The following is a 25,461-nucleotide window of genomic DNA, read 5'->3' as shown; positions in this document are numbered from 1 at the left end:
CCTGACCCCGTACTTCCCTTGTCACCGGCCTTACGCGAAGGGTCCGCCATGCCTGAAACGCCACGCCTGTCAGCCGCCGCCAGCCGCAGAAGGCTCCTCTTCGGCGCAGCCGCCGTCTCCGGCGGAGCCTTCCTCACCGCCTGTACGAGCAACGAGCCCAAGGAGGGCAGCGGCGGCCAGGCGGCCGACGCCCCCGTCGCCGACGACAAGCCGGGCAAGCCCGTCACCATCGGCTTCGCCGGGCCGCAGGCCGACCACGGCTGGCTCAACGCCATCAACGTCAACGCCAAGGAACGCGCCAAGAAGTACAAGGACGTCACCCTGGCGATCACCGAGGGCTCCAACGACACGGCCGCGCAGATCGGCCAGATCGACACCCTGATCAACAAGAAGGTCGACGTCCTCGTCATCCTGCCCGCCGACGGCAAGGCCATGACGCAGGCCGGGCTCAAGGCGATGCGGGCCGGCATTCCCGTCGTCAACCTCGACCGGATCTTCGCCAACCCGCAGGCCTACCGCTGCTGGATCGGCGGCGACAACTACGGCATGGGCCTCAACGCCGGGCACTACATCGGCGAGCAGCTCAAGGACAAGAAGAACGCCAAGGTCGTGGAGCTGGCCGGGCTCGACAACCTGGAGCTCACCAAGCAGCGCACCGAGGGCTTCGACGCCGCCCTGAAGAACTACCCGAACATCGAGAAGGTGGCGCGGCAGGCCGCCGAGTTCACCGTCGAGTCGGGGCAGGCCAAGATGTCCCAACTCCTGCAGGCGCAGAAGAACTTCGACGCCCTGTGGAACCACGACGACGACCAGGGCGTGGGCGCGCTGCGCGCCATCGAGCAGGCGGGCCGGGACGACTTCTTCATGGTCGGCGGGGCGGGCGCGCTCTCCGCGATGCAGGCCATCGAGTCCGGCGAGGGCGTCCTCAAGGCCACCGTCCTCTACCCGCCGACGATGGCCGCCTCGGCGATCGACCTGGCCCGCGCGCTCGGCCAGGGCAAGGGCGTCGGCGGTATGGCGGAGTTCGAGATCCCGTCGTCGATCACCCTCTACTCGGCCGTCGTCACCAAGGACAACGTGAAGCAGTACCTGCCCACCGGCTTCAAGTGACCGGCCCGGAACAAGGGTTGAGCACGCCGGGCACACCCGGCACACCCCCCACCGTCGTCGACGAGGAGGCATTCCGTATGCAGCACAACGGGGAGCAGGGCGAGACCGAGCGTGCCGAGGCCGAGCGTGCCTCGGCCGGGCAGTCCGGTGAGCGGAGCGGGGCCGCGCGGCCCCGACTGGGCGTGGGCATGGTCGGCTACGCCTTCATGGGCGCCGCGCACTCCCAGGGCTGGCGCACCGTGGGCCGCGTCTTCGACCTGCCGCTCGCCCCGCACCTGACGGCGATCTGCGGCCGGGACGGGGCCGCGGTGCGGGCCGCCGCCGACCGGCTCGGCTGGTCCCACGCTGAGACCGACTGGCGGGCCCTCCTCGACCGCGACGACGTGCAGCTCGTCGACGTCTGCACGCCCGGCGACAGCCACGCCGAGATCGCCATCGCCGCCCTGGACGCGGGCAAGCACGTGCTCTGCGAGAAGCCGCTCGCCAACTCCGTGGAGGAGGCCGAGGCGATGGCCGATGCGGCGGGGCGGGCGCGGGCGCGCGGCCAGTTGGCGATGGTGGGCTTCAACTACCGTCGGGTGCCCGCGATGACCCTCGCCCGCCGCATGATCGCCGAGGGCAGGATCGGCCGTATCCGGCACGTCCGCGTCGTCTATCTGCAGGACTGGCTGGTCGACCCGGAGTTCCCGCTGACCTGGCGCCTGGAGCGGGAGCACGCGGGCTCGGGCGCGCTCGGCGACCTCGGTGCGCACATCGTGGACCTCGCGCAGTTCGTCGCGGGCGAGCACATCGTCGGCGTCTCCGCGATGACCGAGACCTTCGTACGGGAACGGCCGCTGCTCGCCGGGGCGTCCACCGGCCTCGCGGGCGCTGGGGGAGCGGGGCGCGGGCAGGTCACCGTGGACGACGCGGCCGTGTTCACCGCGCGGCTCGGCTCCGGGGCGCTCGCCACGTTCGAGGCGACCCGGTTCGCCACCGGGCGCAAGAACGCGCTGCGGCTCGAAGTCAACGGCGAGAAGGGCTCGTTGGCCTTCGACCTGGAGCGGCTCAACGAACTGTCCTTCCACGACGACACCGAGCCCGCGACCTCGGCCGGCTTCCGCCGCATCCTCGTCACCGAGGCCGACCACCCGTATCTGGAGGGCTGGTGGCCGCCGGGGCACGGCCTTGGCTACGAGCACACCTTCGTGCACCAGGCCCGCGACCTCGTGCACGCCATCGCCGACGGCGCCGAGCCCGCGCCGTCCTTCGCGGACGGCCTGCGCGTGCAGCGGGTGCTCGCGGCGGTGGAGGAGAGCGCGGCGAAGAACTCCGCGTACACCCCCGTTCCCGTACTGGAGGTTTGAGTACTGATGGCACGCTCCTTCACACTCTTCACCGGACAGTGGGCCGACCTGCCCCTGGAGGAGGTCTGCCGGCTCGCCCGCGACTTCGGCTACGACGGCCTCGAACTCGCCTGCTGGGGCGACCACTTCGAGGTCGACAAGGCCCTCGCCGACCCCGCGTACGTCAAGGGGCGCCACCAGCTCCTGGAGAAGTACGGCCTGAAGTGCTGGGCGATCTCCAACCATCTCGTCGGGCAGGCCGTCTGCGACGCGATCATCGACGAACGGCACCGGGCGATCCTGCCCGCCCGCATCTGGGGCGACGGCGAAGCGGAGGGCGTACGGCAGCGGGCCGCCGCGGAGATCGCCGACACCGCGCGCGCCGCGGCCGCGTTCGGCGTGGACACCGTGGTCGGCTTCACCGGCTCGGCGATCTGGCATCTCGTCGCGATGTTCCCGCCTGTCGTGCCCGGCATGATCGAGCGCGGCTACCAGGACTTCGCCGACCGCTGGAACCCGATCCTCGACGTCTTCGACGCGGAGGGCGTCCGCTTCGCCCACGAGGTCCACCCGAGCGAGATCGCGTACGACTACTGGTCCACGGCCCAGGCCCTGGAAGCGGTCGACCACCGGCCCGCGTTCGGCCTGAACTTCGACCCCTCGCATTTCGTCTGGCAGGACCTCGACCCCACCAACTTCCTCTACGACTTCCGCGACCGCATCTACCACGTCGACTGCAAGGAGGCCCGGCGCCGCCTCGACGGCCGTAACGGGCGCCTCGGCTCGCACCTGCCGTGGGGCGACCCGCGGCGCGGCTGGGACTTCGTCTCCGCCGGCCACGGCGACGTGCCCTGGGAGGACGTCTTCCGGATGCTCCGCTCGATCGGCTACGAAGGGCCGGTCTCGGTGGAGTGGGAGGACGCGGGCATGGACCGCCTCCAGGGCGCGCCGGAGGCGCTGGCCCGCCTGAAGGCCTACGACTTCGAACCGCCCACGGCTTCGTTCGACGCGGCTTTCGGAAGCGGGGAATAGGCCCTCCCTCTCGTACGACCACTTTGTCCAGCCCCAGGCGAAAGTCCAACTCTTGTGCTGTGCAAGGGCTTTCTATCGGGGACGAAGATGGCTACCTTCCCTGAGACGTAGGGAAACGAGCCCCTCCGGGGTGACGGCGCACCCCGGCGCACCGCACGTATCGCACACGCCAGGTACCACCGGCTGCATTCCGGAGGACATTCGTGCACAGAGACAGGCTCAGACTGCGCAAGACGCTCGCCCTGCTCACCGGCGCCGTCATGGCGACCGCTTCGCTGACCCTCGCCGCCCCCGCCACCGCCGTACCGGACGCGCCCAGCTCGGGCACCGCAACCGTGGCGGAGAAGGGCTCTCAGGAGAAGGACTCCCAGAAGAAGGGCGGCAAGCCCGCCGCCGAGGACTTCCAGCAGGTCACCCTCGCCAAGGGCGAGCCCGAGATGGGCGAGCCGATGACCCTCGACGTGCTCCCCGACCGCTCGGTCCTGCACACCTCCCGCGACGGCACCCTGCGCCTGACCGACGCCAACGGCACCACGAAGGTCGCCGGCAAGATTCCCGTCTACACGCACGACGAAGAGGGCCTCCAGGGCGTCGGCATCGACCCGAACTTCGCCCAGAACAGAGCGATTTACCTCTACTACGCCCCGCCCCTGGACACCCCGTCCGGCGACGCGCCCAACGAGGGCACCGCCGAGGACTTCGCCAAGTTCGACGGCGTGAACCGGCTCTCCCGCTTCGTCCTCAACGAAGACGGCACCCTCGACGCGGCCAGCGAGAAGAAGGTTCTCGACGTCCCCGCCAGCCGCGGCATCTGCTGCCACGTCGGCGGCGACATCGACTTCGACAAGGACGGCAACCTCTACCTGTCGACCGGCGACGACTCCAACCCCTTCGCCTCCGACGGCTTCACGCCCATCGACGAGCGCGCCGACCGCAACCCCGCCTACGACGCGCAGCGCACCTCCGGCAACACCGACGACCTGCGCGGCAAGATCCTCCGCATCAAGGTCGCGGACGACGGCTCGTACACCGTCCCGGACGGCAACCTCTTCGCGAAGGGCACCGAGAAGACCCGCCCCGAGATCTACGCGATGGGCTTCCGCAACCCGTTCCGCATGAGCGTCGACAAGCCCACCGGCACCGTCTACGTCGGCGACTACGGCCCCGACTCCGGCACCGCCGACCCCAAGCGCGGCCCGGCAGGCCAGGTCGAGTTCGCCCGCGTGACCAAGCCCGGCAACTTCGGCTGGCCCTACTGCACCGGCAAGAACGACGCCTACGTCGACTACGACTTCGCGACCGGCACCTCGGGTTCGGCCTTCGACTGCGCCGCCCCGAAGAACGAGTCGCCGCACAACACCGGCCTCACCGACCTGCCCGCCGCCCAGGAAGCGTGGATTCCGTACGACGGCGGTTCCGTGCCGGAGTTCGGCGCCGGCTCCGAGTCCCCGATGGGCGGGCCCGTCTACCGCTACGACGCCGCCTCCGACTCGCAGGTCAAGTTCCCCGAGTCGTACGACGGGAACTTCTTCGCCGGTGAGTTCGGCCGCCGCTGGATCAAGCGGATCGCGGCGGACGACGCGGGCGCCGTGCAGTCCATCAACGACTTCCCCTGGACCGGCACCCAGGTCATGGACATGGACTTCGGCCCCGACGGCGCCCTCTACGTCCTCGACTACGGCACCGGCTTCTTCAACGGCGACGAGCACTCGGCGCTCTACCGCATCGAGAACGCCACCGACGGCCACTCGCCCGTCGTCGAGGCCGACGCCGACGTGACCAGCGGCCAGACCCCGCTGAAGGTGCAGTTCAAGGCCGCCGGCACCGACGCCGACGGCGACAAGCTCACGTACAGCTGGGACTTCGGCGACGGCGGCACGTCCACCGAGCAGAACCCCGCCCACACCTTCGAGGAGAACGGCGTCTACGCCGCGACCGTGACCGCGAAGGACAAGACCGGTCGCACCGGCTCGGCCAGCGCCCACATCACCGTCGGCAACACCGCCCCGACCGTCAAGCTCGAACTGCCCGCCGACGGGCAGCTGTTCACCTTCGGCGACGCCGTGCCCTTCAAGGTCACCGTCACCGACTCGGAGGACGGCACGATCGACTGCTCCAAGGTCAAGGTCACGCACATCCTCGGCCACGACAGCCACGGCCACCCCGTGACCTCCGCCAACGGCTGCGAGGGCACCATCCAGACCTCCGCCGACGGCGAGCACGACCCCAACGCCAACATCTTCGGGGTCTTCGACGCCGAATACACCGACCAGGGCGCGAACGGCCAGCCCGCGCTGACCACCCACGCCCAGAACGTCGTCCAGCCCAAGCACCGGCAGGCCGAGCACTTCGACGACTCCCAGGGCGTGAACGTCGTCAGCCACGGCACCGCCCACGGCGGCAAGGCCGTCGGCGACGTCGACAACGGCGACTGGATCTCCTTCAAGCCCTACGTCCTCGGCAACGCCACCAAGATCACCGCCCGCGTCGCCTCCGCAGGAGCCGGCGGCACCCTCGAAGTCCGCGCCGGAGCCGCCGACGGCAAACTCCTCGGCACCGCCAAGGTCGACCCGACCGGCGGCTGGGAGACCTACGCCGACGTCAGCGCCGACCTGAGCGGAGCCACCGCCGAATCGACCACGCTCTACCTGGTCTTCAAGGGCGAGGGCACCGGCGCGCTCTACGACATCGACGACTTCACCTTCACCACCGGCTGACCCACCGAGCAGCGAAAGGGAGTGACCGCAATGCGCACACGAGCCCGACTGCTCACCGCGACCGCGACAGCCGCCCTGCTCATCGGCTGCGTGTCCGGACCGGCAGCGTCCGCACCCGGCGAGAAGGGCAAGCCCGCCAAGCCCGGCAAGGACACCGAGAGCGTCCTCGTCTTCTCCAAGACCGCCGGCTTCCGGCACGACTCCATCCCCGAGGGCATCGCCACCGTCAAGGAACTCGGCGCCGCGAACGGCTTCACCGTCGACGCCACCGAGGACGCCGACGCCTTCACCCCCGGCAACCTCGCCAAGTACGACGCCGTCGTCTGGCTCTCCACCACGGGCGACGTCCTCGACGCGGAACAGCAGTCCGCATTCGAGAAGTACGTCAAGGACGGCGGCGGCTACGTCGGCGTCCACGCCGCCGCCGACACCGAGTACGACTGGCCCTTCTACGGCGAACTCGCGGGCGCCTACTTCCAGTCCCACCCGCACATACAGCCCGCCCAGATCGACGTCGAGGACCACGCCCACGCGGCGACCGCCCACCTCGGCCCCACCTGGGACCGCACCGACGAGTGGTACAACTACCGCTCCAACCCCCGCGACCGCGCCCGCGTCCTCGCCTCCCTCGACGAGGCGTCGTACACCGGCGGCACCATGAACGGCGACCACCCCATCGCCTGGTGCCAGTCGCCCTCCGAAGGGCGAGCCGGGCGCTCCTTCTACACCGGCGGCGGCCACACCAAGGAGTCGTACGCCGAACCCGCCTTCCGACAGCACCTGTTGGGCGGCATCCGCTACGCCACGGGTGCGGTGAACGCCGACTGCCGGCCCGAGCAGGGCTACACCAAGCTCTTCGACGGCACCTCCGTGGACGGCTGGAAACAGGCAGGCCCCGGCTCCTTCGAACTGAAGGACGGCACGCTCACCACCGTCGGCGGCATGGGCATGCTCTGGTACGAGGCCGAGGAGTTCGGCTCGTACTCCCTGAAGCTCGACTGGAAGACGGCCGGCGACGACAACTCCGGGATCTTCATCGGCTTCCCGCCCTCCGACGACCCCTGGTCGGCCGTGAACAACGGCTACGAGATCCAGATCGACGCCACCGACGTGCCCGAGAAGACCACGGGTTCCGTGTACGGATTCCAGTCCGCCGACATCGAGGCCCGTGACAAGGCCCTCAACCCGCCGGGAGAGTGGAACACGTACGAACTCCGCGTCGAGGGCGAGCACCTGCAGATCTGGCTCAACGGCGTGAAGATCAACGACTACACGAACACCGATCCGGCACGGAGCCTGACCCAGGGGCACATCGGCATCCAGAACCACGGAGACGGGGACGACGTGTCGTTCCGCGACATCCGGGTGAAGGAACTGGCCGGTGGCGCCGGGCAGTCGGACGCGTCCGGGGAGTCGGGCACGTCGGAAGAGCCGGTCGGTTCCGGCGCGTCCGAGGCGTCCGGTTCGTCCGCCGCGTCCGGCGGCTGACGGCTCCGGTTGTGCACGCCCGCGCCCTCCCGGGCGCGGGCCGTCGAACGGCGGCGGGCGGGGGACGCCGGACCTCCGCCCGTCGTCTCCACCCATCCAAGGAGGCTGTGCCGTGACCCCTTCGTCCACTCCTGTCCCCTCCTGCGGCGTCTGGCTGATCGGCGCCCGCGGCTCGGTCGCCACCACGGCGGTCGCGGGCAGTGCGGCGGTGGCCGCCGGACTCCACCCGGCGACCGGCATGGTGACCGAGACACCTCCCTTCGCCGAGGCCGGCCTCCCACCCCTCGGCACACTCGTCTTCGGCGGCCACGACACCGTGGAGTGCCCGCTGCCCAAACGCGCCGAACACCTCGCCGCCGGGGGAGTCCTGCCGCACGGACTGCCCTCCGCTGTGCACGCCGAACTCGCCGCCGCCGACGCCGAGATCAGGCCCGGCGGGCCGGCGAACGGTGACGCGCGGTCCGACGACGAGCTGATCGCCGCCTTCGCCGACGACATCCGCACCTTCACCCGCCGCCGCGGCCTCGCCCGGACCGTGGTCGTCAACGTCGCCTCCACCGAGCCGCACCCCGCGCCCGGGGACGCCCGCCTGCCCGCCAGCTCCCTGTACGCCGCGGCCGCACTCCGCGCCGGCTGCCCGTACGTCAACTTCACCCCTTCCACGGGTCTTCACCACCCTGCTCTCGCCGATGCCGCCGCCTCGTCCGGATTGCCCTGGGCCGGGCGCGACGGCAAGACCGGCCAGACCCTGCTCCGCGCCGTGCTCGCGCCGATGTTCCTGCAGCGCGCCCTCGACGTCCGCGCCTGGTCCGGCACGAACCTCCTGGGCGGCGGCGACGGCGCCGCCCTCGCCGACCCGGCCGCCGCCGCGGCCAAGAACGCGGGCAAGGAACGCGTCCTCGCCGACGTCCTCGGCACCGCCCCCCAGGGCGAGGTGCACATCGACGACGTACCGGCCCTCGGCGACTGGAAGACCGCCTGGGACCACATCGCCTTCGACGGCTTCCTCGGCTCCCGCATGGTCCTCCAGACCATCTGGCAGGGCTGCGACTCGGCCCTCGCCGCACCCCTCGTCCTCGACCTCGCCCGCCTCCTAGCCCGCGCCGCCGACCTCGGACTCACCGGCCCACGCCCGGAGTTGGGCTTCTACTTCAAGGACCCCGACGGCCACACCTCCGCCCTCGGCGAGCAGTACGCCGAGCTTCTGGCTTTCGCCTCGCGCCTCGGGGCGGCCCAGTGAGGCGCCGGGGGCTTCAGGGGGCCTGCGGGCCCGAGGGCTCTGAGGGGGCCTGTGGATCCGAGAGCTCTGAGGGGGCCTGTGGGTCCGAGGGGTCCGAGAGTTCTCAGGGGTCCGAGGTGTCCCGGGGGGCCGGGGAGTCGGCTTCCGGGTGCCGGCCGTGCCGGTCGTCCCTCGGGCGTGCCCGTGACTGGGCCGAACTCCTGCGCATCTCAGCCCTGTTCACCGTCCCCGGCGACGCCCTCGCCGGCGCCGCCGCCATCGGCGTCCGCCCCAACACCCGCACTCTCGCCGCCATCGGCTCCTCCCTCTGTCTCTACGAGGCCGGTATGGCCCTCAACGACTGGGCCGACCAGGACGAGGACGCCCTCGAACGCCCGCACCGCCCCCTGCCCTCCGGCCGCATCCCACCCGGCGCCGCCCTCGCCGCCGCGGGGGCCCTGACCGCCGCCGGCCTCGGCCTCGCCGCCCGCGCCGGCCGACCTGCCCTCGCCGTGTCCGGCCTCCTCGCCGGCACGGTCTGGGCGTACGACCTGAAGCTCAAACACACCCCGGCAGGCCCGGCAGCCATGGCCACCGCCCGCGGCCTGGACCTGCTTCTGGGAGCTGTGGCTTCGGGGGCCGGGGCTGGTGCTGGTGCTGGTGCTGGTGCTGGTTCTGGTGTGGCGGCTTCCGGTGTGGCCGCGGGGGTGGCTTCGCCGGGTGCGGGTGCCGGCGCGGGAGCGCGTTCAGGTGGCGGTGGCGGTGGCGGCTTCGGTGGTGTCGCCGGAGCTGTCCGTCGTGCCCTGCCCTCCTCCGGCGTCCTCGCCGCCCACACCCTCGCGGTCACGACCGTCTCCCGCCGCGAGGCCCAGGGCGGCTCCTCCTTCACCCCACTCGCCGCCCTCGCGGCAACCTCCCTTCTGGGTCGGGTAGTTGCTTCTGGCCCCGCCTCCCACCGCCTGCCCGGCGCCGGAGGGTTCCGTATGCCGGGGCCGGCCTCCCTCGGCCTGCCCGGCCCCGGCGTATTGGGGCTGCCAGGACCTGCCTCCCTCCGGGTCTCCCCGCACCACCTGCTCGGCGCCCTGTATGTGGCCACCGCCGCCCGCCCGCTGCTGCACGCCACCCTCAACCCCTCTCCGCAGCTCACCCAACGTGCCGTCGGAGGCGGCATCCGCGCCATGATCCCCCTCCAGTCCGCTCTCGCCGCGCGCGCCGGCTCCCTGGGAACCGCCCTCGCCACGGCCGCCCTCGCACCGATAGCCCGCCGCCTCGGCAAGAAGGTGAGCGCCACATGACCCTCCGCTTCGGCTACGGCACCAACGGCCTCACCGACCTCCGTCTCGACGACGCCCTCGCCCTCCTCGCCGACCTCGGCTACGACGGTCTCGGCCTGACCCTCGACCACATGCACCTCGACCCCCTCGCCCCCGACCTGGTCGAACGCACCCGCCGCATCGGCCGCCGCCTCGACCGACTCGGCCTCTCGGTCACCGTCGAGACCGGCGCACGCTACGTACTGGACGCCCGCCGGAAACACGGCCCCTCCCTGCTCGACCCCGACCCGGACGGCCGCTCCGCGCGCGTACGGCTGCTCCTGCGGGCCGTCCAGGTCGCCGCCGACCTGGGCGCCCACGCCGTGCACTGCTTCAGCGGCACCCTCCCGCCCGGCACGGACGCCGAGTCCGGCTGGAAGCGTCTCGCCGAGGCCATGGAGCCGGTCGTCGACGCTGCCACCGAGGCCGGCGTACCGCTCGCGGTCGAACCCGAGCCGGGCCATCTCCTCGCCCGCCTGGCCGACTTCCACCGCCTGCGCCACGACCTCGGCGACCCGCCCGCCCTCGGCCTCACCCTGGACATCGGCCACTGCCAGTGCCTGGAGCCCGAGCCTCCGGCGGCCTGCGTCGCCGCCGCAGCCCCGTGGCTACGGCACGTACAGATCGAGGACATGCGCCGCGGCGTCCATGAGCACCTTCCCTTCGGTACCGGCGAGATCGACTTCCCGCCCGTCCTCCACGCCCTCGCCGCCACCGGCTACCAGGGCCTGACCGTCGTGGAGCTGCCCCGCCACTCCCACGCCGGCCCTCAACTCGCCGAAGAATCCCTCCACTTCCTGCGCCGGGCCACGACCGCCGCGAACTCCATCCCCGCACCCTCGGCCGATTCCTCGCCCCCTGCCTCGCCTGCTCCCTCGCCCGCTCCCTCGCTTCTCACCTCCGTCCCAGGACAAGGGGGACCCAAGTGACCGACAGCGCAGCCGAGCTCCGCGCCGCCCTGGACGACTCCGCCCGCGCCTGGCTCGACAAGACCCTGAACCAGGCCGCCGAGCACGCCAAGTCCTCCGCCGCCACCTCCGGCACCGCCTCTCTCGACGAGGCTTCCGTGGAGCAGCAACCAGCCCCGGCCCTCTGGGAGTTGCGCTTCGCCGAGGCCGGGCGTCGCTGCGGCGCCGCCCACGCCGACACCGCGCGCGTGCTGCTCCTGCAAGCCGCCCAGGCCGACCTGGCCACCGTGACCCGCCTCTACCGGCAGGGCACCGCCGACGAACGTCGCGCCGTCCTCCTCTCCTTGCCCCCTCTCGTCCACGGCCCGCAGGCCCTGCCCCTGACCGAGGACGCCCTGCGCACCAACGACCCCCGCCTGGTCGCCGCCGCCGTCGGCCCGTACGCCGCCGAGCATCTCGACGCCCACGGCTGGCGGCACGCGATCCTCAAGTGCCTGTTCATCGGCGTCCCGGTCGCCGCCGTCGCCGCCCTGCGGACACGGGCCCGAGGCGACGCCGAACTCGCCCGCATGCTCGGCGACTACGCCGCCGAACGCACCGCCGCCGGCCGCCCCGTCCCCGACGATCTCCACCGTGTCCTCGGCCTCACCCAGGCCCCGGGCGAGGGCCACGCACCCTGCAAGGAGTCCTGATGCGCATCTTCGACCCGCACATCCACATGACCTCCCGGACCACCGACGACTACGAAGCCATGTACGCCGCAGGGGTGCGGGCCGTCGTGGAGCCCGCCTTCTGGCTCGGTCAGCCGCGTACGTCCCCGGCCTCCTTCTACGACTACTTCGACGGCCTGCTCGGCTGGGAGCCCTTCCGCGCGGCGCAGTACGGCATCGCCCACCACTGCACGATCGCCCTCAACCCGAAAGAGGCCAACGACCCTCGCTGCACGCCGGTCCTCGACCAACTCTCGCGCTATCTCGTCAAGGACGGCGTCGTCGCCGTCGGCGAGATCGGCTACGACTCCATGACCCCGGCCGAGGACCGGGCCCTGGCCGCCCAGCTGCAGCTCGCCGCCGACCACGAACTGCCCGCGCTGGTGCACACCCCGCACCGCGACAAGCTCGCCGGCCTGCGCCGCACCCTGGACGTCGTCGCCGAGTCCGCGCTCGACCCGCAGTGGGTCCTGCTCGACCACCTCAACGAGACGACCGTCAAGGAGGCCAAGGACGCCGGCTGCTGGCTCGGTTTCTCCGTCTATCCCGACACCAAGATGGACGAGGTCCGCATGGTGGCGCTGCTGCAGACCTACGGACCCGAGAAGGTGCTGGTCAACTCGGCCGCCGACTGGGGCAGAAGCGACCCCCTGAAGACCCGCAAGGTCGCCGAGGCCATGCTCGCGGCGGGCTTCTCCGAGGCCGACGTCGACCAGGTCCTGTGGCAGAACCCCGTCACCTTCTACGGACTCAGCGGCCGCCTCGTCCTCGACCCGCCGGGCAAGGAGACAGGTGCCACACACGAAGGGAACTCCATCCGGCGCGGAGGGGAGTGACCCATGCGCTTCCGGCACCCCGACGGCTCCGTCGTCCACCTCGCGTACTGCACCAACGTCCACCCGGCCGAGACCCTCGACGGAGTCCGCGCGCAGCTGCGCGAGTACTGCGAGCCGGTCCGCCGCAGGCTCGGCCGGGACCGGCTCGGCATCGGTCTGTGGCTGGCTCGCGACGCCGCCCGCGCCTTGACCTCCGACCCGGCCGCCCTGCGCGAACTCCGCGCCGACCTCGACCGGCGCGGCCTCGAAGTGGTCACCCTCAACGGCTTCCCCTACGAGGGGTTCGGCGCCGACGAGGTCAAGTACCGGGTCTACAAGCCGGACTGGACCGACGCCGAACGGCTGACCCACACCACCGACCTGGCCAGGCTGCTCACGGCGCTGCTGCCCGACGACGTCAGGGAAGGCAGCATCTCCACGCTTCCCCTTGCCTGGCGCACCCCGTTCACCGAACGGGACGCCGCCACCGCACGCGACGCCCTCGTCAGCCTCGCCGAGCGGCTCGACGCCCTGGAGGAGCTCACCGGCCGCTCCATCCGCATCGGCCTCGAACCCGAGCCCGGCTGCATCGTCGAGACCACCGCAGACGCCATCGCCCCGCTCACCGCCGTACGCGAGGAGCTCCACCGCCGCGCCACCACCACGCCCGCCCCGGCGGGCGCACCGGGCGCCGCGGCGCACCCCCGCCAGGCGGCGCACCCAACTCAGGCCGCGCCGAAGCCACTTGATCCCCCGCACACCCCCGACCGCATCGGCATCTGCATCGACACCTGTCATCTCGCCACCTCCTTCGAAGATCCGCACACCGCTCTCGACGCCCTGGACACGGCCGGCATAGCCGTCCCCAAGGCCCAGCTGTCCGCCGCCCTGCACGCCGAACACCCCCAACTACCCGAAGTCCGCGAGGCGTTGTCCGCCTTCGACGAGCCCCGGTTTCTGCACCAGACCCGCACCCGCACCGCCGGAACGCTGCACGGCACCGACGACCTCGGCCCCGCCCTCTCCGGCGACGCGCTGCCCGAAACCGGCCCCTGGCGCGCCCACTTCCACGTACCCCTGCACGCCGCGCCCGCGCCCCCGCTCACCTCCACCCTGTCCGTGCTCCGCGAAACCCTCGCCCGCCTGGTCGGCGGCGCCCATCCGCGCACCCGCCACCTGGAGGTCGAGACCTACACCTGGCAGGCCCTGCCCGCCGCGCTGCGGCCGCGCGCCCGCAGCCAGCTCGCCGACGGCATCGCCGCCGAACTCACCCTCGCCCGCGATCTCCTCGTCGACCTCGGCCTCAAGGAACTGCCATGACGCAAGCGCCGGACCCGACAGCCGCGCCCACCCCTCTGCTCGTCCTGGACGTCGTCGGCCTCACCCCCCGTCTCCTCGCCCACATGCCGCGCCTCAAGTCCCTCGCCGAGGACGGCTCGAAAGCCGAACTCGGCACCGTCCTGCCTGCGGTGACCTGCGCCGCCCAGTCCACGTTCCTCACCGGCGCCCCACCCGCCGAGCACGGCATCGTCGGCAACGGCTGGTACTTCCGCGAGCTCGGCGACGTACTCCTGTGGCGCCAGCACAACGGACTCGTCTCCGGCGACAAACTGTGGGACGCCGCACGGCGCGCCCACCCCGGCTACACCGTCGCCAACATCTGCTGGTGGTACGCCATGGGCGCAGACACCGACATCACCGTCACCCCCCGTCCCGTCTACTACGCCGACGGCCGCAAGGAACCCGACTGCTACACCCGGCCCCCGGCCCTGCACGATGAACTCACCGAGAAACTCGGCACGTTCCCCCTCTTCCACTTCTGGGGCCCCGGCGCCGACATCGTCTCCTCGCAGTGGATCGTCGACGCGACCCGCCACATCATCGACACCCGCAACCCCGACCTGGCGCTCTGCTACCTCCCTCATCTCGACTACGACCTGCAGCGCTACGGTCCCGACGATCCGCGCTCCCACAAGGCCGCCACCGACCTGGACCAGACCCTGGCCCCTCTCCTCGACGACGCCGCCCGCGAGGGCCGCACCGTCGTCGCGCTCTCCGAGTACGGCATCACCAAGGTCAGCCGCACCGTCGACATCAACCGCGCCCTGCGCCGCGCAGGGCTCCTCGAGGTCCACACCCAGGACGGCATGGAGTACCTCGACCCGATGGCGTCCCGTGCCTTCGCCGTCGCCGACCACCAGATCGCCCATGTGTACGTCCGCCGCCCAGAAGATCTCGACGCCGCTCGTGAAGCACTCCAAGGCCTGGCGGGAATCGATCAACTCCTGGGCGACGAGGGCAAGAAGGAGTACGGACTCGACCATCCGCGCGCCGGCGAACTCGTCGCCGTCGCGGAGCCGGACGCCTGGTTCACGTACTACTACTGGCTCGACGACGCACGGGCACCTGACTTCGCGCAGCTTGTGGAGATCCACCGCAAGCCGGGCTACGACCCGGTCGAGCTGTTCATGGATCCCCTCGACCCGTATGTGAAGGTCAAGGCCGCGAAGGCGCTGGCCCGAAAGAAACTCGGGATGCGCTACCGCATGGCGGTGGTGCCGCTGGACGCCTCACCTATTCGCGGCAGCCATGGGCGCCTTCCCGACGATCCGAACGACGGTCCGCTCATCCTGTGCTCCACCCCCCGCGCTGTCACCGGCCCGCTCCGGGCCACCGATGTGAAGTCGCTGCTGCTCCAACTCGCCGGTCTGCACTGCTGATCGGCGGCTGAGAACAACTCAACCAGACACCACTGACAACGCCCCGTGACCACGAGGAGTTCCCGCATGCCCCGCTACTCCCGCACGTCCGCGTCCGACCCCGAACTCGCCCGCAGACTCAGCCGCCGCGGCATGCTCGGCGTCGCCGCGGGAGCCACCGCCGCGGCCCTCGCCGGCGCGACCGCCGGCACCGCGTCCGCCACCTCGTCGAGCGGCGCGCCGGCCACGGCCGCCGGCGCCACGGGCAGCCCCGTCCTGCCGCCCGGCCGCCTCGGCATCCAGCTCTACAGCCTCCGCGACAAGGTCTCCACCCTCGGATTCGCCCCCGTCTTCGAGAAGTTGAGCGCGTACGGCTACGACGAGATCGAGTTCGCCGGCTACACCCAGGGCACCGCAGGCCCCATCACCCTCGCCCAGCTCAAGAGCCTCGCTGCCGACCACGGCCTCAACCCCATCGGCAGCCACGTCGGTTACTACTCCGACGACCCGAACGCGTACACCTTCGCGCAGAACCTGGAGAAGGTCCTCGACGAGGCGCAGGCCCTCGGCCTCCAGCACATCGGCACCGCCTCGGGCCCCTGGCGTTACGGCACGACCGTCGACGGCTGGAAGCGCTGCGCCGAGGAGTTCAACGCGTACGGCGCGGCGGCGAAGAAGCGCGGCATGAAGTTCTACCAGCACAACCACGCCGAGGAGTTCTCGTTCGCGACGGACCGGCCCGACGTGCGGCTCTACGACGTGCTGCTCGCCGAGACCGACCCGGACCTGGTGTATCTGGAGATGGACATCTACTGGGCGTACGCCGCGCAGTTCCGTTTCTCCAAGCGCGTCGACGGCACGCCCGCGCCGTTCGAGCCGCTGGACTACGTGCTGAAGCAGCCGCATCGGTATCCGTTGTTCCACGTCAAGGACGGCGAGCACGACGAGGCGGCCAGGGACGGCTACCGGATGGTGGACGTGGGCGACGGCGACATCGACTACCGGCGGTTCCTGTCCGAGGTGACCAACCGCACCCCGATCGGCCGGCGTTACCACCACTGGCAGGCGGAGCACGACAATCCGGTCGACTCCCTCGAGTTCGCCCGCAAGTCGAGCGAGCACCTGCACTCCCTGCGGGAGAGCGACTGACACCCCGGAACACCCCAGTACGCACCCGAAGAGCCCCCGGCAGCGCGCCGGGGGCTCTTCGTAGGGGAGGTACGGAACGAACAGCGGGGCCTAGTGCGCGTCCCTGCTGATGGGCTGCGGATTGGGCGTGATCTTCTTGGACTTGGGCCGTCCCGGCGGGGTCAGGAACAGTGCCACGAACCCGGCGAAGAACGAGATCGAGCCCGCGAGGATGAACGCGCCGGAGTGGCCCCAGGCGCTCACGACCACGGCGCCCATGCCCGCGCCCAGACCGGAGACGAGCTTCGAGCTGTACACCATGCCGTAGTTGGTGGCGTTGTTGTTCTCACCGAAGTAGTCGGCGGTGAGCGCCGCGAACATCGGGAAGATGGCGCCGCCGCCGAACCCGGAGATCGCGGAGAAGGTCAGGAACAGCGGCAGGTTCTGCGTGGTGGCCGACCAGATGATGCCGAACTGCGCGAGCCCCAGGATGACGCACACGTACAGAAGGCACTGCTTGCGGCCGTAGCGGTCCGAGAGCCAGCCGATGACGCCGCGTCCGGTGCCGTTGACGATCGCCTTGAGCGACATCGCGGTGGCCACGATTCCACTGGCGAAGCCCGCCTCCTTGCCGATGTCGACCTGGAAGGCGATGCCGAAGATGTTCACGCCCGAGGTGCACGCCAGACAGAACCACATCAGCGCCACCCGGCCGGTCTTCCAGGCCTCCAAGGGGGAGTACTGCTTCACGGCCGGCGGGTTCTTCTCCAGCGAGCGGCGGGCCCGCGGGTCGTCCGGCGGGTTCAGCGGGTCGATCTCGGCGGGCCACCAGTTCTTCGGCGGGTCCTTGAAGAAGAAGCCGGCTCCGGCCACCACGGCGGCCAGGAAAAGCCCCACCAGTAGAAGCACCGTACGGAAGTTGGACAGGTCCATGACCCCGGTGAAGATGAACACGAAGGGCACGGAACCGTAGGCGAAACCGCCGTTCACGAAGCCGGTCTTGCCGCCCCTGCGCTCCGGGTACCACTTGCCGACCATGTTGACGCAGGTGGCGTACACCATGCCTGCGCCCATGCCGCTGAACATGCTGAAGCCGAGGTAGGCGAACACCACGTGCGGGGCGTACGCCAGGGACAGATAGCCGAGCAGGGTGCCGACGGAGCCGAGCATCATCGCCCAGCGGGCCGGCAGCTTGCCGCTCTCACGCAGCCGTCCGGCGGGGAAGGCCACGGCGGCCTGGAAGAACACCCAGACGGTCATCATCCAGAAGATGTGGCCGCTGGCCCAGTGGTGTGCGGTGTGCAGGGTGTCCTCCGCGGACGCGAACGCGTACTCAGCGGAGCTGATGCCCATCATGCCCACCCACGGCAGGATGACCATCCACTTGCGCTTGCGCCCCATGATGTCGATGTCGGTCTCGCCAACGCGGTACGTGCGGCCGTTGGCGTCCGTCACCTCCCGATAGGGGACGGTGGTTGGCAGGTCGGTTGTCGTCATGTCGATCGAACCCCTCGCGTGGAAGAAGTCTGGCCAGCGCCCCCTGTCCGTTCTCTTCGCACCGGGGCCCGCGGCGAGCGGCCGCCGCGGGCCCCGTGGTTCGAGAGCCCCTCAGCTCATCGACCACCTCCGAGCAGTCCTGCCGCCCGCGCCCAGCGGTACTTCGCGCCGAGCACGGCGACGGGCTTCTCGGTCGTGTACGGGTAGGCGACGACCCCGTGCTCGAAGAGGTACGCGCACGCCTCCTCGACCTCGACGTCGCCCGCGAGGGAGGCCACGACCGGCTTCTCTATGCCGCGCTTGCGGAAATCGGCCACCACGCGCGCGGTGAGCTCGGCGAACACCATCGGCGGAGTGACGATCGTGTGCCAGTAGCCGAGCACGAGGGAGTGGATCCGCGGGTCCTCGAGACCGAGCCGGATCGTCGCCTCGTACGTGGAAGGGGGCTCGCCGCCGGTGATGTCCACCGGGTTGCCCGCGGCCCCGAAGGGCGGGATGAACTGGCGGAACGAGGCGTCCAGGTCGTCCGGGATCTCCATCAGGGAGAGGCCGTTGTCGGTCACCGCGTCCGACAGGAGCACGCCCGAACCGCCGGCGCCCGTGATGATGACGACGTTGTCCCCCTTGGGGGTGGGCAGCACGGGCAGCGCACGCGCGTACTCCAGCATGTCGTTGAGGCCCGGCGCCCTGATCACCCCGGCCTGCCGGAGGATGTCGTCGTACACGGCGTCGTCGCCCGCGAGGGCCCCCGTGTGCGAGCCCGCGGCCTTCGCACCGGCCGCGGTGCGGCCCGCCTTGAGGACGACGACGGGCTTCTTCGGGACGGTCTCCTTGGCGGCCTGGACGAACGCCCGCCCGTCCTTCAGGTCCTCCAAGTGCATGGCGATGCACTGGGTGTTGGGGTCCTCGCCGAACCAGGTGAGGAGGTCGTCCTCGTCGAGGTCCGACTTGTTGCCGAGCCCGACGATCGCGGAGACACCGGTCTTCGTGGCCCGAGCGAAGCCCAGAATGGCCATGCCGATGCCGCCCGACTGGGAGGTCAGGGCGACCCCGCCCTTCACGTCGTACGGCGTGCAGAACGTGGCGCACAGGTCCTGCCACGTGGAGTAGTAGCCGTAGATGTTCGGGCCGAGGAGACGCACTCCGTGGCGCTCGGCGATCTGGACGATCTCCTCCTGCAGCTGGTGCTCACCGGTCTCCGCGAAGCCGGACGGGATCAGCACCGCGTTCGGGATGCCCTTGCGCCCCACCTCTTCGAGCGCGGAGGTGACGAACTTCGCGGGGATCGCGAAAACCGCCACATCCACGTCACCCGGAACATCGGTGACACTCTTGTACGCCTTGCGGCCCTGAATGTCATCGGCCTTCGGGTTCACCGGGTGGATGTCGCCGGAGAAACCCCCGTCGACGAGGTTCCGCATCACCGAGTTGCCGATCTTGCCCTGCTCGTTGGAGGCGCCGATGACGGCCACCGAGCGCGGCTGCATCAACCGCCGCATGGAGCGCAGGATTTCGCTCCGGCTGTATGTACGCCGCTGCTTCGGGGCCTCCGTGGAGAGGATCACGCGGATGTCGGCGGCGAGCGCGCCCTCCGGGGTGGCGATCACCGGGTTGAGGTCGACCTCGGCGATCTCCGGGAAGTCGGTGACGAGTTGGGAGACCCGGCGGATCTGCTCGGCGAGCGCCCAGCGGTCCACGCCGGCCGCCCCGCGCACGCCGCGCAGGATCTCCGCCGCGCGGATCGAGTCCAGCATGGAGACCGCCTCGTCGGCGTCCACGGGCGCGAGGCGGAACGTCACGTCCTTCAGGACCTCGACGAGGACGCCGCCGAGCCCGAACGCCACGACCTTCCCGAACGTCGGGTCGGTGACCGCTCCGACGATCACCTCCTGTCCCTGCGGCAGGAGTTGCTGCACCTGGATGCCGTCGATGCGGGCGTCCGGAGCGTAGGCCTGGGCGCTCTGGATGATCTTGCAGAACGCGGCCCGCACATCGGCCGCGCCCTCCACCCCGACGATCACGCCGCCCGCGTCCGTCTTGTGCAGGATGTCCGGCGAGACGATCTTCATCACGACGGGCCCGTCGAAGCGCGCCGCCGCCGCGACCGCCTGCTCCACGTCCCGTGCCAACTCCTCGCCCGGCACGGCGATTCCGTACGCGTCCGCGATCACCTTGCCCTCGGGCGCGGTCAGTGCGGTGCGGCCGTCGGCGCGCACGGCGTCGAGCAGCGCCCGCACCGTCAGTGTGCGGTCCTCTGCCATCACGTCAGATCACTCCGTTCGACTTGAGCAGGCGCAGCTCCTCGTCCCCGAGGCCGAGCTCGCCGACGTACACCTCTGCGTTGTGCTGGCCGAGCAGCGGCGAACTCACCACGTCCACGGGGGAGTCGGAGAGCTTCAGCGGGGAGCCGACGGTGGTGAACTCGCCGCGCTCCGGGTGCTGGACCTTCACGACCATCTCGTTGGCGGCCAGGGAGGCGTCCTCGACGATCTCCTTCGTCGACAGGATCGGGCCGCACGGGATGTTGTGGGCGTTCAGCTGCTCCAGCACCTCCCACTTGGGCTGGGTCGAGGACCACTCCTCGATCAGCTGGAACATCTTGCTCAGCTTCGGCAACCGGGCCTCGGGCGTGGCCCACTCGGGGTCCTCCGCCAGTTCGGGCCGGCCGATCAGGTTGGCGATCGGCTGCCAGCCGACGGGCTGCACGATGACGTAGACGTAGTCGTTCGGGCCGCCCGGCGCGCACTTGACCGCCCAGCCCGGCTGACCGCCGCCGGACGCGTTTCCGGATCGGGGAACTTCGTCGCCGAAGTCCTCGTTGGGATATTCAGCGAGCGGGCCATGGGCCAGGCGCTGCTGATCGCGCAACTTCACCCGACAGAGGTTGAGCACGGCATGCTGCATGGCCACGTTGACCCGCTGCCCACGCCCGGTGCTCTCCCGCTGCAGGAGCGCCGCGAGAATTCCGGCGACGGCATGAATGCCGGTTCCCGAGTCGCCGATCTGGGCCCCCGTAGCCAGCGGTGGCCCGTCCTCGAAGCCCGTGGTCGACATCGATCCGCCCATGGCCTGCGCCACGACCTCGTAGGCCTTGAAGTTGGTGTACGGCCCTTCACCGAACCCCTTGATGGAGGCATAGACGATTCGCGGATTGATCTCCTGGATGCGTTCCCAGGTGAACCCCATGCGGTCCACGGCCCCGGGGCCGAAGTTCTCGACCATGACGTCCGAGCGCCGGATCAGCTCGGTGAGGATCTCCTTGCCGCGCTCGGTCTTGGTGTTGAGGGTGATGCTCCGCTTGTTGCAGTTGAGCATCGTGAAGTAGAGGGAGTCGACGTCGGGCAGATCGCGCAGCTGCTTGCGCGTGATGTCGCCGCTCGGCGCCTCCAGCTTCACCACGTCCGCGCCCAGCCAGGCGAGGAGCTGGGTGGCGGAAGGGCCGGACTGCACGTGGGTCATGTCGAGGACGCGCACGCCCTCAAGGGCCTTGGTCGTCATGACGAGCAGCTCCTCACTTGTACATGGTCTGGTTCATGGTTCCGGGGGCGTACGCGTCCGGGTCGACCCAGACGTTGATGAGCGAGGGTTTGCCCGACTCACGGGCCCGCTGCAGTGCGGGGCCGATGTCGGCCGGGTCGCGGACCTCCTCGCCGTAACCGCCGAGCATCTGGGCGAACTTGTCGTAGTGGACGTCGCCGAGGGTGTTGCCGACGCGCTCGCGTTCGTCGCCGTACTTGGCCTTCTGGCCGTAACGGATCTGGTTCATGGAGGAGTTGTTGCCGACGATGCCGACGAAGGGGAGGTTGTAGCGGACGAGCGTCTCGAAGTCCCAGCCGGTCAGGGAGAACGCGCCGTCGCCGAAGAGCGCGACGACCTCCTTGTCGGGGCGGGCCTGCTTCGCGGCGAGCACGAACGGAATCCCGACGCCGAGCGTGCCGAGCGGACCCGGGTCCATCCAGTGGCCTGGCGACTTGGGCTGTACGACCTGGCCGGAGAAGGTGACGATGTCGCCGCCGTCGCCGATGTAGATCGAGTCCTCGGTGAGGAAGTCGTTGATCTCGCTCACCAGGCGGTAGGGGTGGATGGGGGAGGCGTCCGAGCGCAGGCTCGGCAGCCGCTTCTCGATCGCGGTCTGCTCGGCTGCGCGCAGCTCGTCCAGCCACTCCTTGCGCTTCGACGCGCCGCCGTTACTGAGTCCATTAAAAGCGTGCCCGGAGGCGGCCTCGGTGACGGCCTTCAGGATCAGGCCCGCGTCGCCGACGATGCCGAGGTCGACGTCCCGGTTCTTGCCGACCGTGCGGTAGTCCAGGTCGATCTGGACGACGGCCGCGTCCGGCGAGAGCCGCTTGCCGTAGCCCATCCGGAAGTCGAAGGGGGTGCCGACGATCACGATGACGTCGGCGTTGGAGAAGGCGTACCTGCGGGAGAGCTGGAAGTGGTGCGGGTCGCCGGGAGGGAGGGTGCCGCGCCCGGCGCCGTTCATGTAGGCGGGGATGTTGAGGGTGCGGACGAGTTCGGTGGCGGCCTCGGTGCCGCGCGTCGACCAGACCTGGGAGCCGAGCAGCACCGCGGGCTTCTCGGCGTGCACGAGGAGGTCGGCGAGCTTCTCGATCGCCTCGGGGTCGCCGGCGGACCGGGTCGAGGCGCGGTAGCGGCCGGCCTCGGGCACGCGTGCCTTCTCGACCGGGACCTTGGCGTCGAGGACGTCGCGCGGGATCTCCAGGAAGGAGGGGCCGGGGGCGCCGTGGTAGCACTCGCGGAACGCCATGGACACCATGTCGGCGGCGCGCGCCGTGTCCGGCACGGTCGAGGCGAACTTGGTGATGGGCGTCATCATGTCGACGTGCGGCAGGTCCTGCAGGGAGCCCATCTTGTGCTGGGTGTGGGCCCCTTGACCGCCGATGAGGAGCATCGGTGACTCGGCGCGGAAGGCGTTGGCGACACCGGTCACGGCGTCGGTGGTGCCGGGACCCGCGGTGACGACGGCGCAGCCGGGCTTTCCGGTGATGCGTGCGTAGCCGTCGGCGGCGTGGGCGGCCACCTGTTCATGGCGTACGTCGACGACTTCGATGCCTTCGTCGACGCAGCCGTCGTAGATGTCGATGATGTGGCCGCCGCACAGGGTGTAGATGACCTCCACGCCCTCCGCTTTGAGTGCCTTGGCGACCAGGTGCCCACCGGAAATGAGGTTCTGGCTGTTTTCGTCGGGCATGGCGAAGTCCCGTCCCTTCGTAGGGGAGTTGACGTCCTCACACGCAGCTCATGAACGGCCCGTGAGCTGCGGTCGCGCACGTGCCGACGCTGCGTCCACCGCTGTCGCGGTAGATTGCATACAGTCGACGAATACTGTATGAACCTTGTTATCCCGCATCCGGTCAGTGGTGTCCAGGGGGCGTGCGGCACTTTTGAGTCAGGAGCCGAAATGGACCTGTTCGAGTACCAGGCAAGGGAACTCTTCGAGGAATACGGCGTGTCGGTGCCGAAGGTCGAGGTCGTCGCCACGGCCAAGGAAGCCCGCGGTGCGGCGGAGCGCCTCGGCGGCAGCGTTGTCGTCAAAGCCCAGGTGAAGACGGGAGGGCGAGGCAAGGCGGGCGGCGTCAAGCTCGCTGCCGACGCGGCCGCAGCCGAGCTGACGGCACGCCAGATCCTCGGCATGGACATCAAGGGGCACGCCGTGCGCCAGGTGATGCTCGCCCAACCAGTAGCGATCGAGACCGAGTTCTACGTCGGCTACGTCCTCGACCGCGCCGCCGGCCGCTTCCTCGCGATCGCCTCCGCCGAGGGCGGCATGGAGATCGAGGAGGTCGCCGCGACCCGCCCCGAGGCCGTCGCCCGCATCCCGATCGACCCCGCGCACGGCGTCACCGCCGACAAGGCCGCCGAGATCGCCCGCGCCGCGCAGCTCCCGCCCGAGGCGGCCGACGTCCTCGTCAAGCTGTGGACCGTCCTCACCGAGGAGGACGCCGTGCTCGTCGAGGTCAACCCCCTCGTCCGCACCCGCGACGGACAGCTCCTCGCCCTCGACGGCAAGGTCACCCTCGACGACAACGCCCGCTTCCGGCAGGCCCGTTGGGGCGGCGCGGAGACGGCCCACGACGACCCGCTCGAAGCGCGGGCCGCCGCCAAGGGCCTCAACTACGTGAAGCTGGACGGCCAGGTCGGCGTCATCGGCAACGGCGCGGGCCTCGTCATGTCCACCCTCGACGTGGTCGCCGGCTGCGGCGCCCGCCCCGCCAACTTCCTCGACATCGGCGGCGGCGCATCCGCCCAGGTCATGGCCGACGGCCTGGCCGTCATCCTCTCCGACCCCGACGTCCGGTCGGTCTTCGTGAACGTCTTCGGCGGCATCACCGCCTGCGACGCCGTGGCCGACGGAATCGTGCAGGCCCTCGGCGAGGTCCGCCTCACCAAACCCCTCGTCGTACGCCTCGACGGCAACAACGCCGCCCAGGGCCGCGCCATCCTCGACGACCACCACTACCCGCTCGTCGAACAGGTCACCACCATGGACGGCGCCGCCCGGCGCGCCGCGCAGCTGGCCAACTAGCGCCCGGAACAGAGGAGTTCACACCATGGCGATCTACCTCACCAAGGAGAGCAAGGTCCTCGTCCAGGGCATGACCGGGGCCGAGGGCATGAAGCACACCCGCCGTATGCTCGCCGCCGGCACGAACGTCGTGGGCGGCGTCAACCCCCGCAAGGCCGGCCGCACCGTCGACTTCGACGACCGCGCCGGTGGCATCGATGTATTCGGCACCGTGCGCGAAGGCATCGAAGCCACCGGCGCCGACGTCACCGTCGTCTTCGTACCGCCCGCCTTCTGCAAGGCCGCCGTCACCGAGGCCGCCGACGCCGGCATCGACCTCGCCGTCGTCATCACCGAGGGCATCCCCGTCCACGACGCGGTCGCCTTCCAGTCGTACGCGAAACAGCGCGGCACCCGCGTCGTAGGCCCCAACTGCCCCGGCCTCATCACCCCCGGCCAGGCCAACGCCGGCATCATCCCCGCCGACATCGCCAAGCCCGGCCGCATCGGCCTGGTCTCCAAGTCGGGCACGCTCACGTACCAACTCATGTACGAGCTGCGCGACATCGGCTTCTCCACCTGCGTCGGCATCGGCGGCGACCCCGTCATCGGCACCACGCACATCGACTGCCTGCAGGCCTTCGAGGACGACCCGGAGACCGAACTCATCGTCCTCATCGGCGAGATCGGCGGCGCCGCGGAGGAGCGCGCCGCGGAGTACATCAGCGAGCACATCAGCAAGCCGGTCGTGGGCTACGTCGCCGGGTTCACCGCGCCCGAGGGCAAAACCATGGGCCATGCCGGAGCGATCGTCTCCGGTTCCTCCGGAACGGCCCGCGCCAAGCAGGAAGCCCTTGAAGCGGCAGGCGTACGCGTGGGCGCGACCCCCACCGAGACGGCCCGCCTCGTCCTCGAACGACTCGGAACCACCTGAGGCCCCGTACCGCCATGCACCTCCCGCGCCGGACTGTGCA

At 70.5% G+C, this 25,461-nt stretch carries 19 protein-coding genes; 15 read left to right on the top strand and 4 right to left on the bottom strand.

Annotation, left to right across the window (positions count from 1 at the left end):
• The first annotated feature begins 48 nt into the window (after positions 1-48).
• The 13 genes from QIS96_RS23120 to QIS96_RS23060 all read left to right on the top strand — a co-directional run bounded on the left by QIS96_RS23120 (position 49) and on the right by QIS96_RS23060 (position 16,485).
• Positions 49-1,110 (top strand): substrate-binding domain-containing protein, encoded by a 1,062-nt coding sequence (locus tag QIS96_RS23120; RefSeq protein WP_282544613.1) that lies wholly within the window; start codon positions 49-51, stop codon positions 1,108-1,110.
• A 188-nt stretch (positions 1,111-1,298) separates the two neighbouring features.
• Positions 1,299-2,456: a Gfo/Idh/MocA family protein gene (locus QIS96_RS23115; RefSeq protein WP_282544660.1), complete on the top strand. Its 1,158-nt coding sequence runs from the start codon at positions 1,299-1,301 to the stop codon at positions 2,454-2,456.
• A gap of 6 nt (positions 2,457-2,462) precedes the next feature.
• Entirely contained in the window at positions 2,463-3,467 is a 1,005-nt protein-coding gene (locus tag QIS96_RS23110; protein ID WP_282544612.1) for a sugar phosphate isomerase/epimerase family protein, read from the top strand.
• Between the two features lie 260 nt (positions 3,468-3,727).
• Positions 3,728-6,184 carry a PQQ-dependent sugar dehydrogenase gene (locus QIS96_RS23105; RefSeq protein WP_282544659.1) on the top strand — a complete coding sequence of 819 codons (2,457 nt, stop codon included), beginning with the start codon at positions 3,728-3,730 and terminating at the stop codon, positions 6,182-6,184.
• A gap of 30 nt (positions 6,185-6,214) precedes the next feature.
• Positions 6,215-7,672 carry a ThuA domain-containing protein gene (locus tag QIS96_RS23100; RefSeq protein WP_282544611.1) on the top strand — a complete coding sequence of 486 codons (1,458 nt, stop codon included), beginning with the start codon at positions 6,215-6,217 and terminating at the stop codon, positions 7,670-7,672.
• A gap of 112 nt (positions 7,673-7,784) precedes the next feature.
• Positions 7,785-8,912 carry an inositol-3-phosphate synthase gene (locus QIS96_RS23095; protein WP_282544610.1) on the top strand — a complete coding sequence of 376 codons (1,128 nt, stop codon included), beginning with the start codon at positions 7,785-7,787 and terminating at the stop codon, positions 8,910-8,912.
• A gap of 116 nt (positions 8,913-9,028) precedes the next feature.
• Positions 9,029-10,186 carry an SCO3242 family prenyltransferase gene (locus tag QIS96_RS23090; protein WP_349017410.1) on the top strand — a complete coding sequence of 386 codons (1,158 nt, stop codon included), beginning with the start codon at positions 9,029-9,031 and terminating at the stop codon, positions 10,184-10,186.
• Complete coding sequence (locus tag QIS96_RS23085) at positions 10,183-11,133, top strand: sugar phosphate isomerase/epimerase family protein (protein ID WP_282544609.1); 951 nt, start codon at positions 10,183-10,185, stop codon at positions 11,131-11,133. The genes QIS96_RS23090 and QIS96_RS23085 overlap by 4 nt, the downstream gene beginning before the upstream one ends.
• Positions 11,130-11,804, top strand: a complete 675-nt coding sequence (locus QIS96_RS23080; protein ID WP_282544608.1) for an EboA domain-containing protein — start codon at positions 11,130-11,132, stop codon at positions 11,802-11,804. Before QIS96_RS23085 ends, QIS96_RS23080 begins: the two co-directional genes overlap by 4 nt.
• Positions 11,804-12,658, top strand: a complete 855-nt coding sequence (locus QIS96_RS23075) for a TatD family hydrolase (RefSeq protein WP_282544607.1) — start codon at positions 11,804-11,806, stop codon at positions 12,656-12,658. The genes QIS96_RS23080 and QIS96_RS23075 overlap by 1 nt, the downstream gene beginning before the upstream one ends.
• A 3-nt stretch (positions 12,659-12,661) precedes the next feature.
• Positions 12,662-13,957 (top strand): metabolite traffic protein EboE, encoded by a 1,296-nt coding sequence (eboE, locus tag QIS96_RS23070; protein ID WP_282544606.1) that lies wholly within the window; start codon positions 12,662-12,664, stop codon positions 13,955-13,957.
• A complete protein-coding gene (locus QIS96_RS23065) occupies positions 13,954-15,357 on the top strand; it encodes a nucleotide pyrophosphatase/phosphodiesterase family protein (protein ID WP_282544605.1) in 1,404 nt (467 codons plus the stop codon). The genes eboE and QIS96_RS23065 overlap by 4 nt, the downstream gene beginning before the upstream one ends.
• 66 nt (positions 15,358-15,423) lie before the next feature.
• Positions 15,424-16,485 carry a sugar phosphate isomerase/epimerase family protein gene (locus tag QIS96_RS23060; RefSeq protein ID WP_282544604.1) on the top strand — a complete coding sequence of 354 codons (1,062 nt, stop codon included), beginning with the start codon at positions 15,424-15,426 and terminating at the stop codon, positions 16,483-16,485.
• A gap of 90 nt (positions 16,486-16,575) precedes the next feature.
• On the opposite strand, the gene QIS96_RS23055 is transcribed toward QIS96_RS23060, so the two are convergent.
• The 4 genes from QIS96_RS23055 to QIS96_RS23040 all read right to left on the bottom strand — a co-directional run bounded on the left by QIS96_RS23055 (position 16,576) and on the right by QIS96_RS23040 (position 23,173).
• Positions 16,576-17,961 carry an OFA family MFS transporter gene (locus QIS96_RS23055; protein WP_282544603.1) on the bottom strand — a complete coding sequence of 462 codons (1,386 nt, stop codon included), beginning with the start codon at positions 17,959-17,961 and terminating at the stop codon, positions 16,576-16,578.
• A gap of 116 nt (positions 17,962-18,077) precedes the next feature.
• Positions 18,078-20,222 (bottom strand): acetate--CoA ligase family protein, encoded by a 2,145-nt coding sequence (locus QIS96_RS23050; protein ID WP_282544602.1) that lies wholly within the window; start codon positions 20,220-20,222, stop codon positions 18,078-18,080.
• A 4-nt stretch (positions 20,223-20,226) separates the two neighbouring features.
• Entirely contained in the window at positions 20,227-21,459 is a 1,233-nt protein-coding gene (frc, locus tag QIS96_RS23045; protein ID WP_282544601.1) for a formyl-CoA transferase, read from the bottom strand.
• 13 nt (positions 21,460-21,472) lie between these two features.
• A complete protein-coding gene (locus QIS96_RS23040; RefSeq protein WP_282544600.1) occupies positions 21,473-23,173 on the bottom strand; it encodes a thiamine pyrophosphate-binding protein in 1,701 nt (566 codons plus the stop codon).
• 210 nt (positions 23,174-23,383) lie between these two features.
• Here QIS96_RS23040 and sucC point away from each other — a divergent pair, with 210 nt between their 5' ends.
• Entirely contained in the window at positions 23,384-24,508 is a 1,125-nt protein-coding gene (gene sucC / locus QIS96_RS23035) for an ADP-forming succinate--CoA ligase subunit beta (RefSeq protein ID WP_282544599.1), read from the top strand.
• Between the two features lie 25 nt (positions 24,509-24,533).
• Positions 24,534-25,421: a succinate--CoA ligase subunit alpha gene (gene sucD / locus QIS96_RS23030; protein ID WP_282544598.1), complete on the top strand. Its 888-nt coding sequence runs from the start codon at positions 24,534-24,536 to the stop codon at positions 25,419-25,421.
• Positions 25,422-25,461: the final 40 nt, after the last annotated feature.

The organism is Streptomyces cavernicola (assembly GCF_029968035.1).
In the GTDB taxonomy this organism is placed as follows: Bacteria; Actinomycetota; Actinomycetes; order Streptomycetales; family Streptomycetaceae; genus Streptomyces; species Streptomyces cavernicola.
This window is presented reverse-complemented; position numbering and strand designations above follow the sequence as displayed.

Excerpts from the sequence above, each read along its gene's own strand:
- QIS96_RS23120 (WP_282544613.1), top strand. The coding sequence starts at position 49 with ATGCCTGAAACGCCACGCCTGTCAGCCGCCGCCAGCCGCAGAAGGCTC.
- QIS96_RS23115 (WP_282544660.1), top strand. The coding sequence starts at position 1,299 with ATGGTCGGCTACGCCTTCATGGGCGCCGCGCACTCCCAGGGCTGGCGC.
- QIS96_RS23110 (WP_282544612.1), top strand. The coding sequence starts at position 2,463 with ATGGCACGCTCCTTCACACTCTTCACCGGACAGTGGGCCGACCTGCCC.
- QIS96_RS23105 (WP_282544659.1), top strand. The coding sequence starts at position 3,728 with ATGGCGACCGCTTCGCTGACCCTCGCCGCCCCCGCCACCGCCGTACCG.
- QIS96_RS23100 (WP_282544611.1), top strand. The coding sequence starts at position 6,215 with ATGCGCACACGAGCCCGACTGCTCACCGCGACCGCGACAGCCGCCCTG.
- QIS96_RS23085 (WP_282544609.1), top strand. The coding sequence starts at position 10,183 with ATGACCCTCCGCTTCGGCTACGGCACCAACGGCCTCACCGACCTCCGT.
- QIS96_RS23075 (WP_282544607.1), top strand. The coding sequence starts at position 11,804 with ATGCGCATCTTCGACCCGCACATCCACATGACCTCCCGGACCACCGAC.
- eboE (WP_282544606.1), top strand. The coding sequence starts at position 12,662 with ATGCGCTTCCGGCACCCCGACGGCTCCGTCGTCCACCTCGCGTACTGC.
- QIS96_RS23065 (WP_282544605.1), top strand. The coding sequence starts at position 13,954 with ATGACGCAAGCGCCGGACCCGACAGCCGCGCCCACCCCTCTGCTCGTC.
- QIS96_RS23060 (WP_282544604.1), top strand. The coding sequence starts at position 15,424 with ATGCCCCGCTACTCCCGCACGTCCGCGTCCGACCCCGAACTCGCCCGC.
- QIS96_RS23055 (WP_282544603.1), bottom strand. The coding sequence starts at position 17,961 with ATGACGACAACCGACCTGCCAACCACCGTCCCCTATCGGGAGGTGACG.
- QIS96_RS23050 (WP_282544602.1), bottom strand. The coding sequence starts at position 20,222 with ATGGCAGAGGACCGCACACTGACGGTGCGGGCGCTGCTCGACGCCGTG.
- frc (WP_282544601.1), bottom strand. The coding sequence starts at position 21,459 with ATGACGACCAAGGCCCTTGAGGGCGTGCGCGTCCTCGACATGACCCAC.
- QIS96_RS23040 (WP_282544600.1), bottom strand. The coding sequence starts at position 23,173 with ATGCCCGACGAAAACAGCCAGAACCTCATTTCCGGTGGGCACCTGGTC.
- sucC (WP_282544599.1), top strand. The coding sequence starts at position 23,384 with ATGGACCTGTTCGAGTACCAGGCAAGGGAACTCTTCGAGGAATACGGC.
- sucD (WP_282544598.1), top strand. The coding sequence starts at position 24,534 with ATGGCGATCTACCTCACCAAGGAGAGCAAGGTCCTCGTCCAGGGCATG.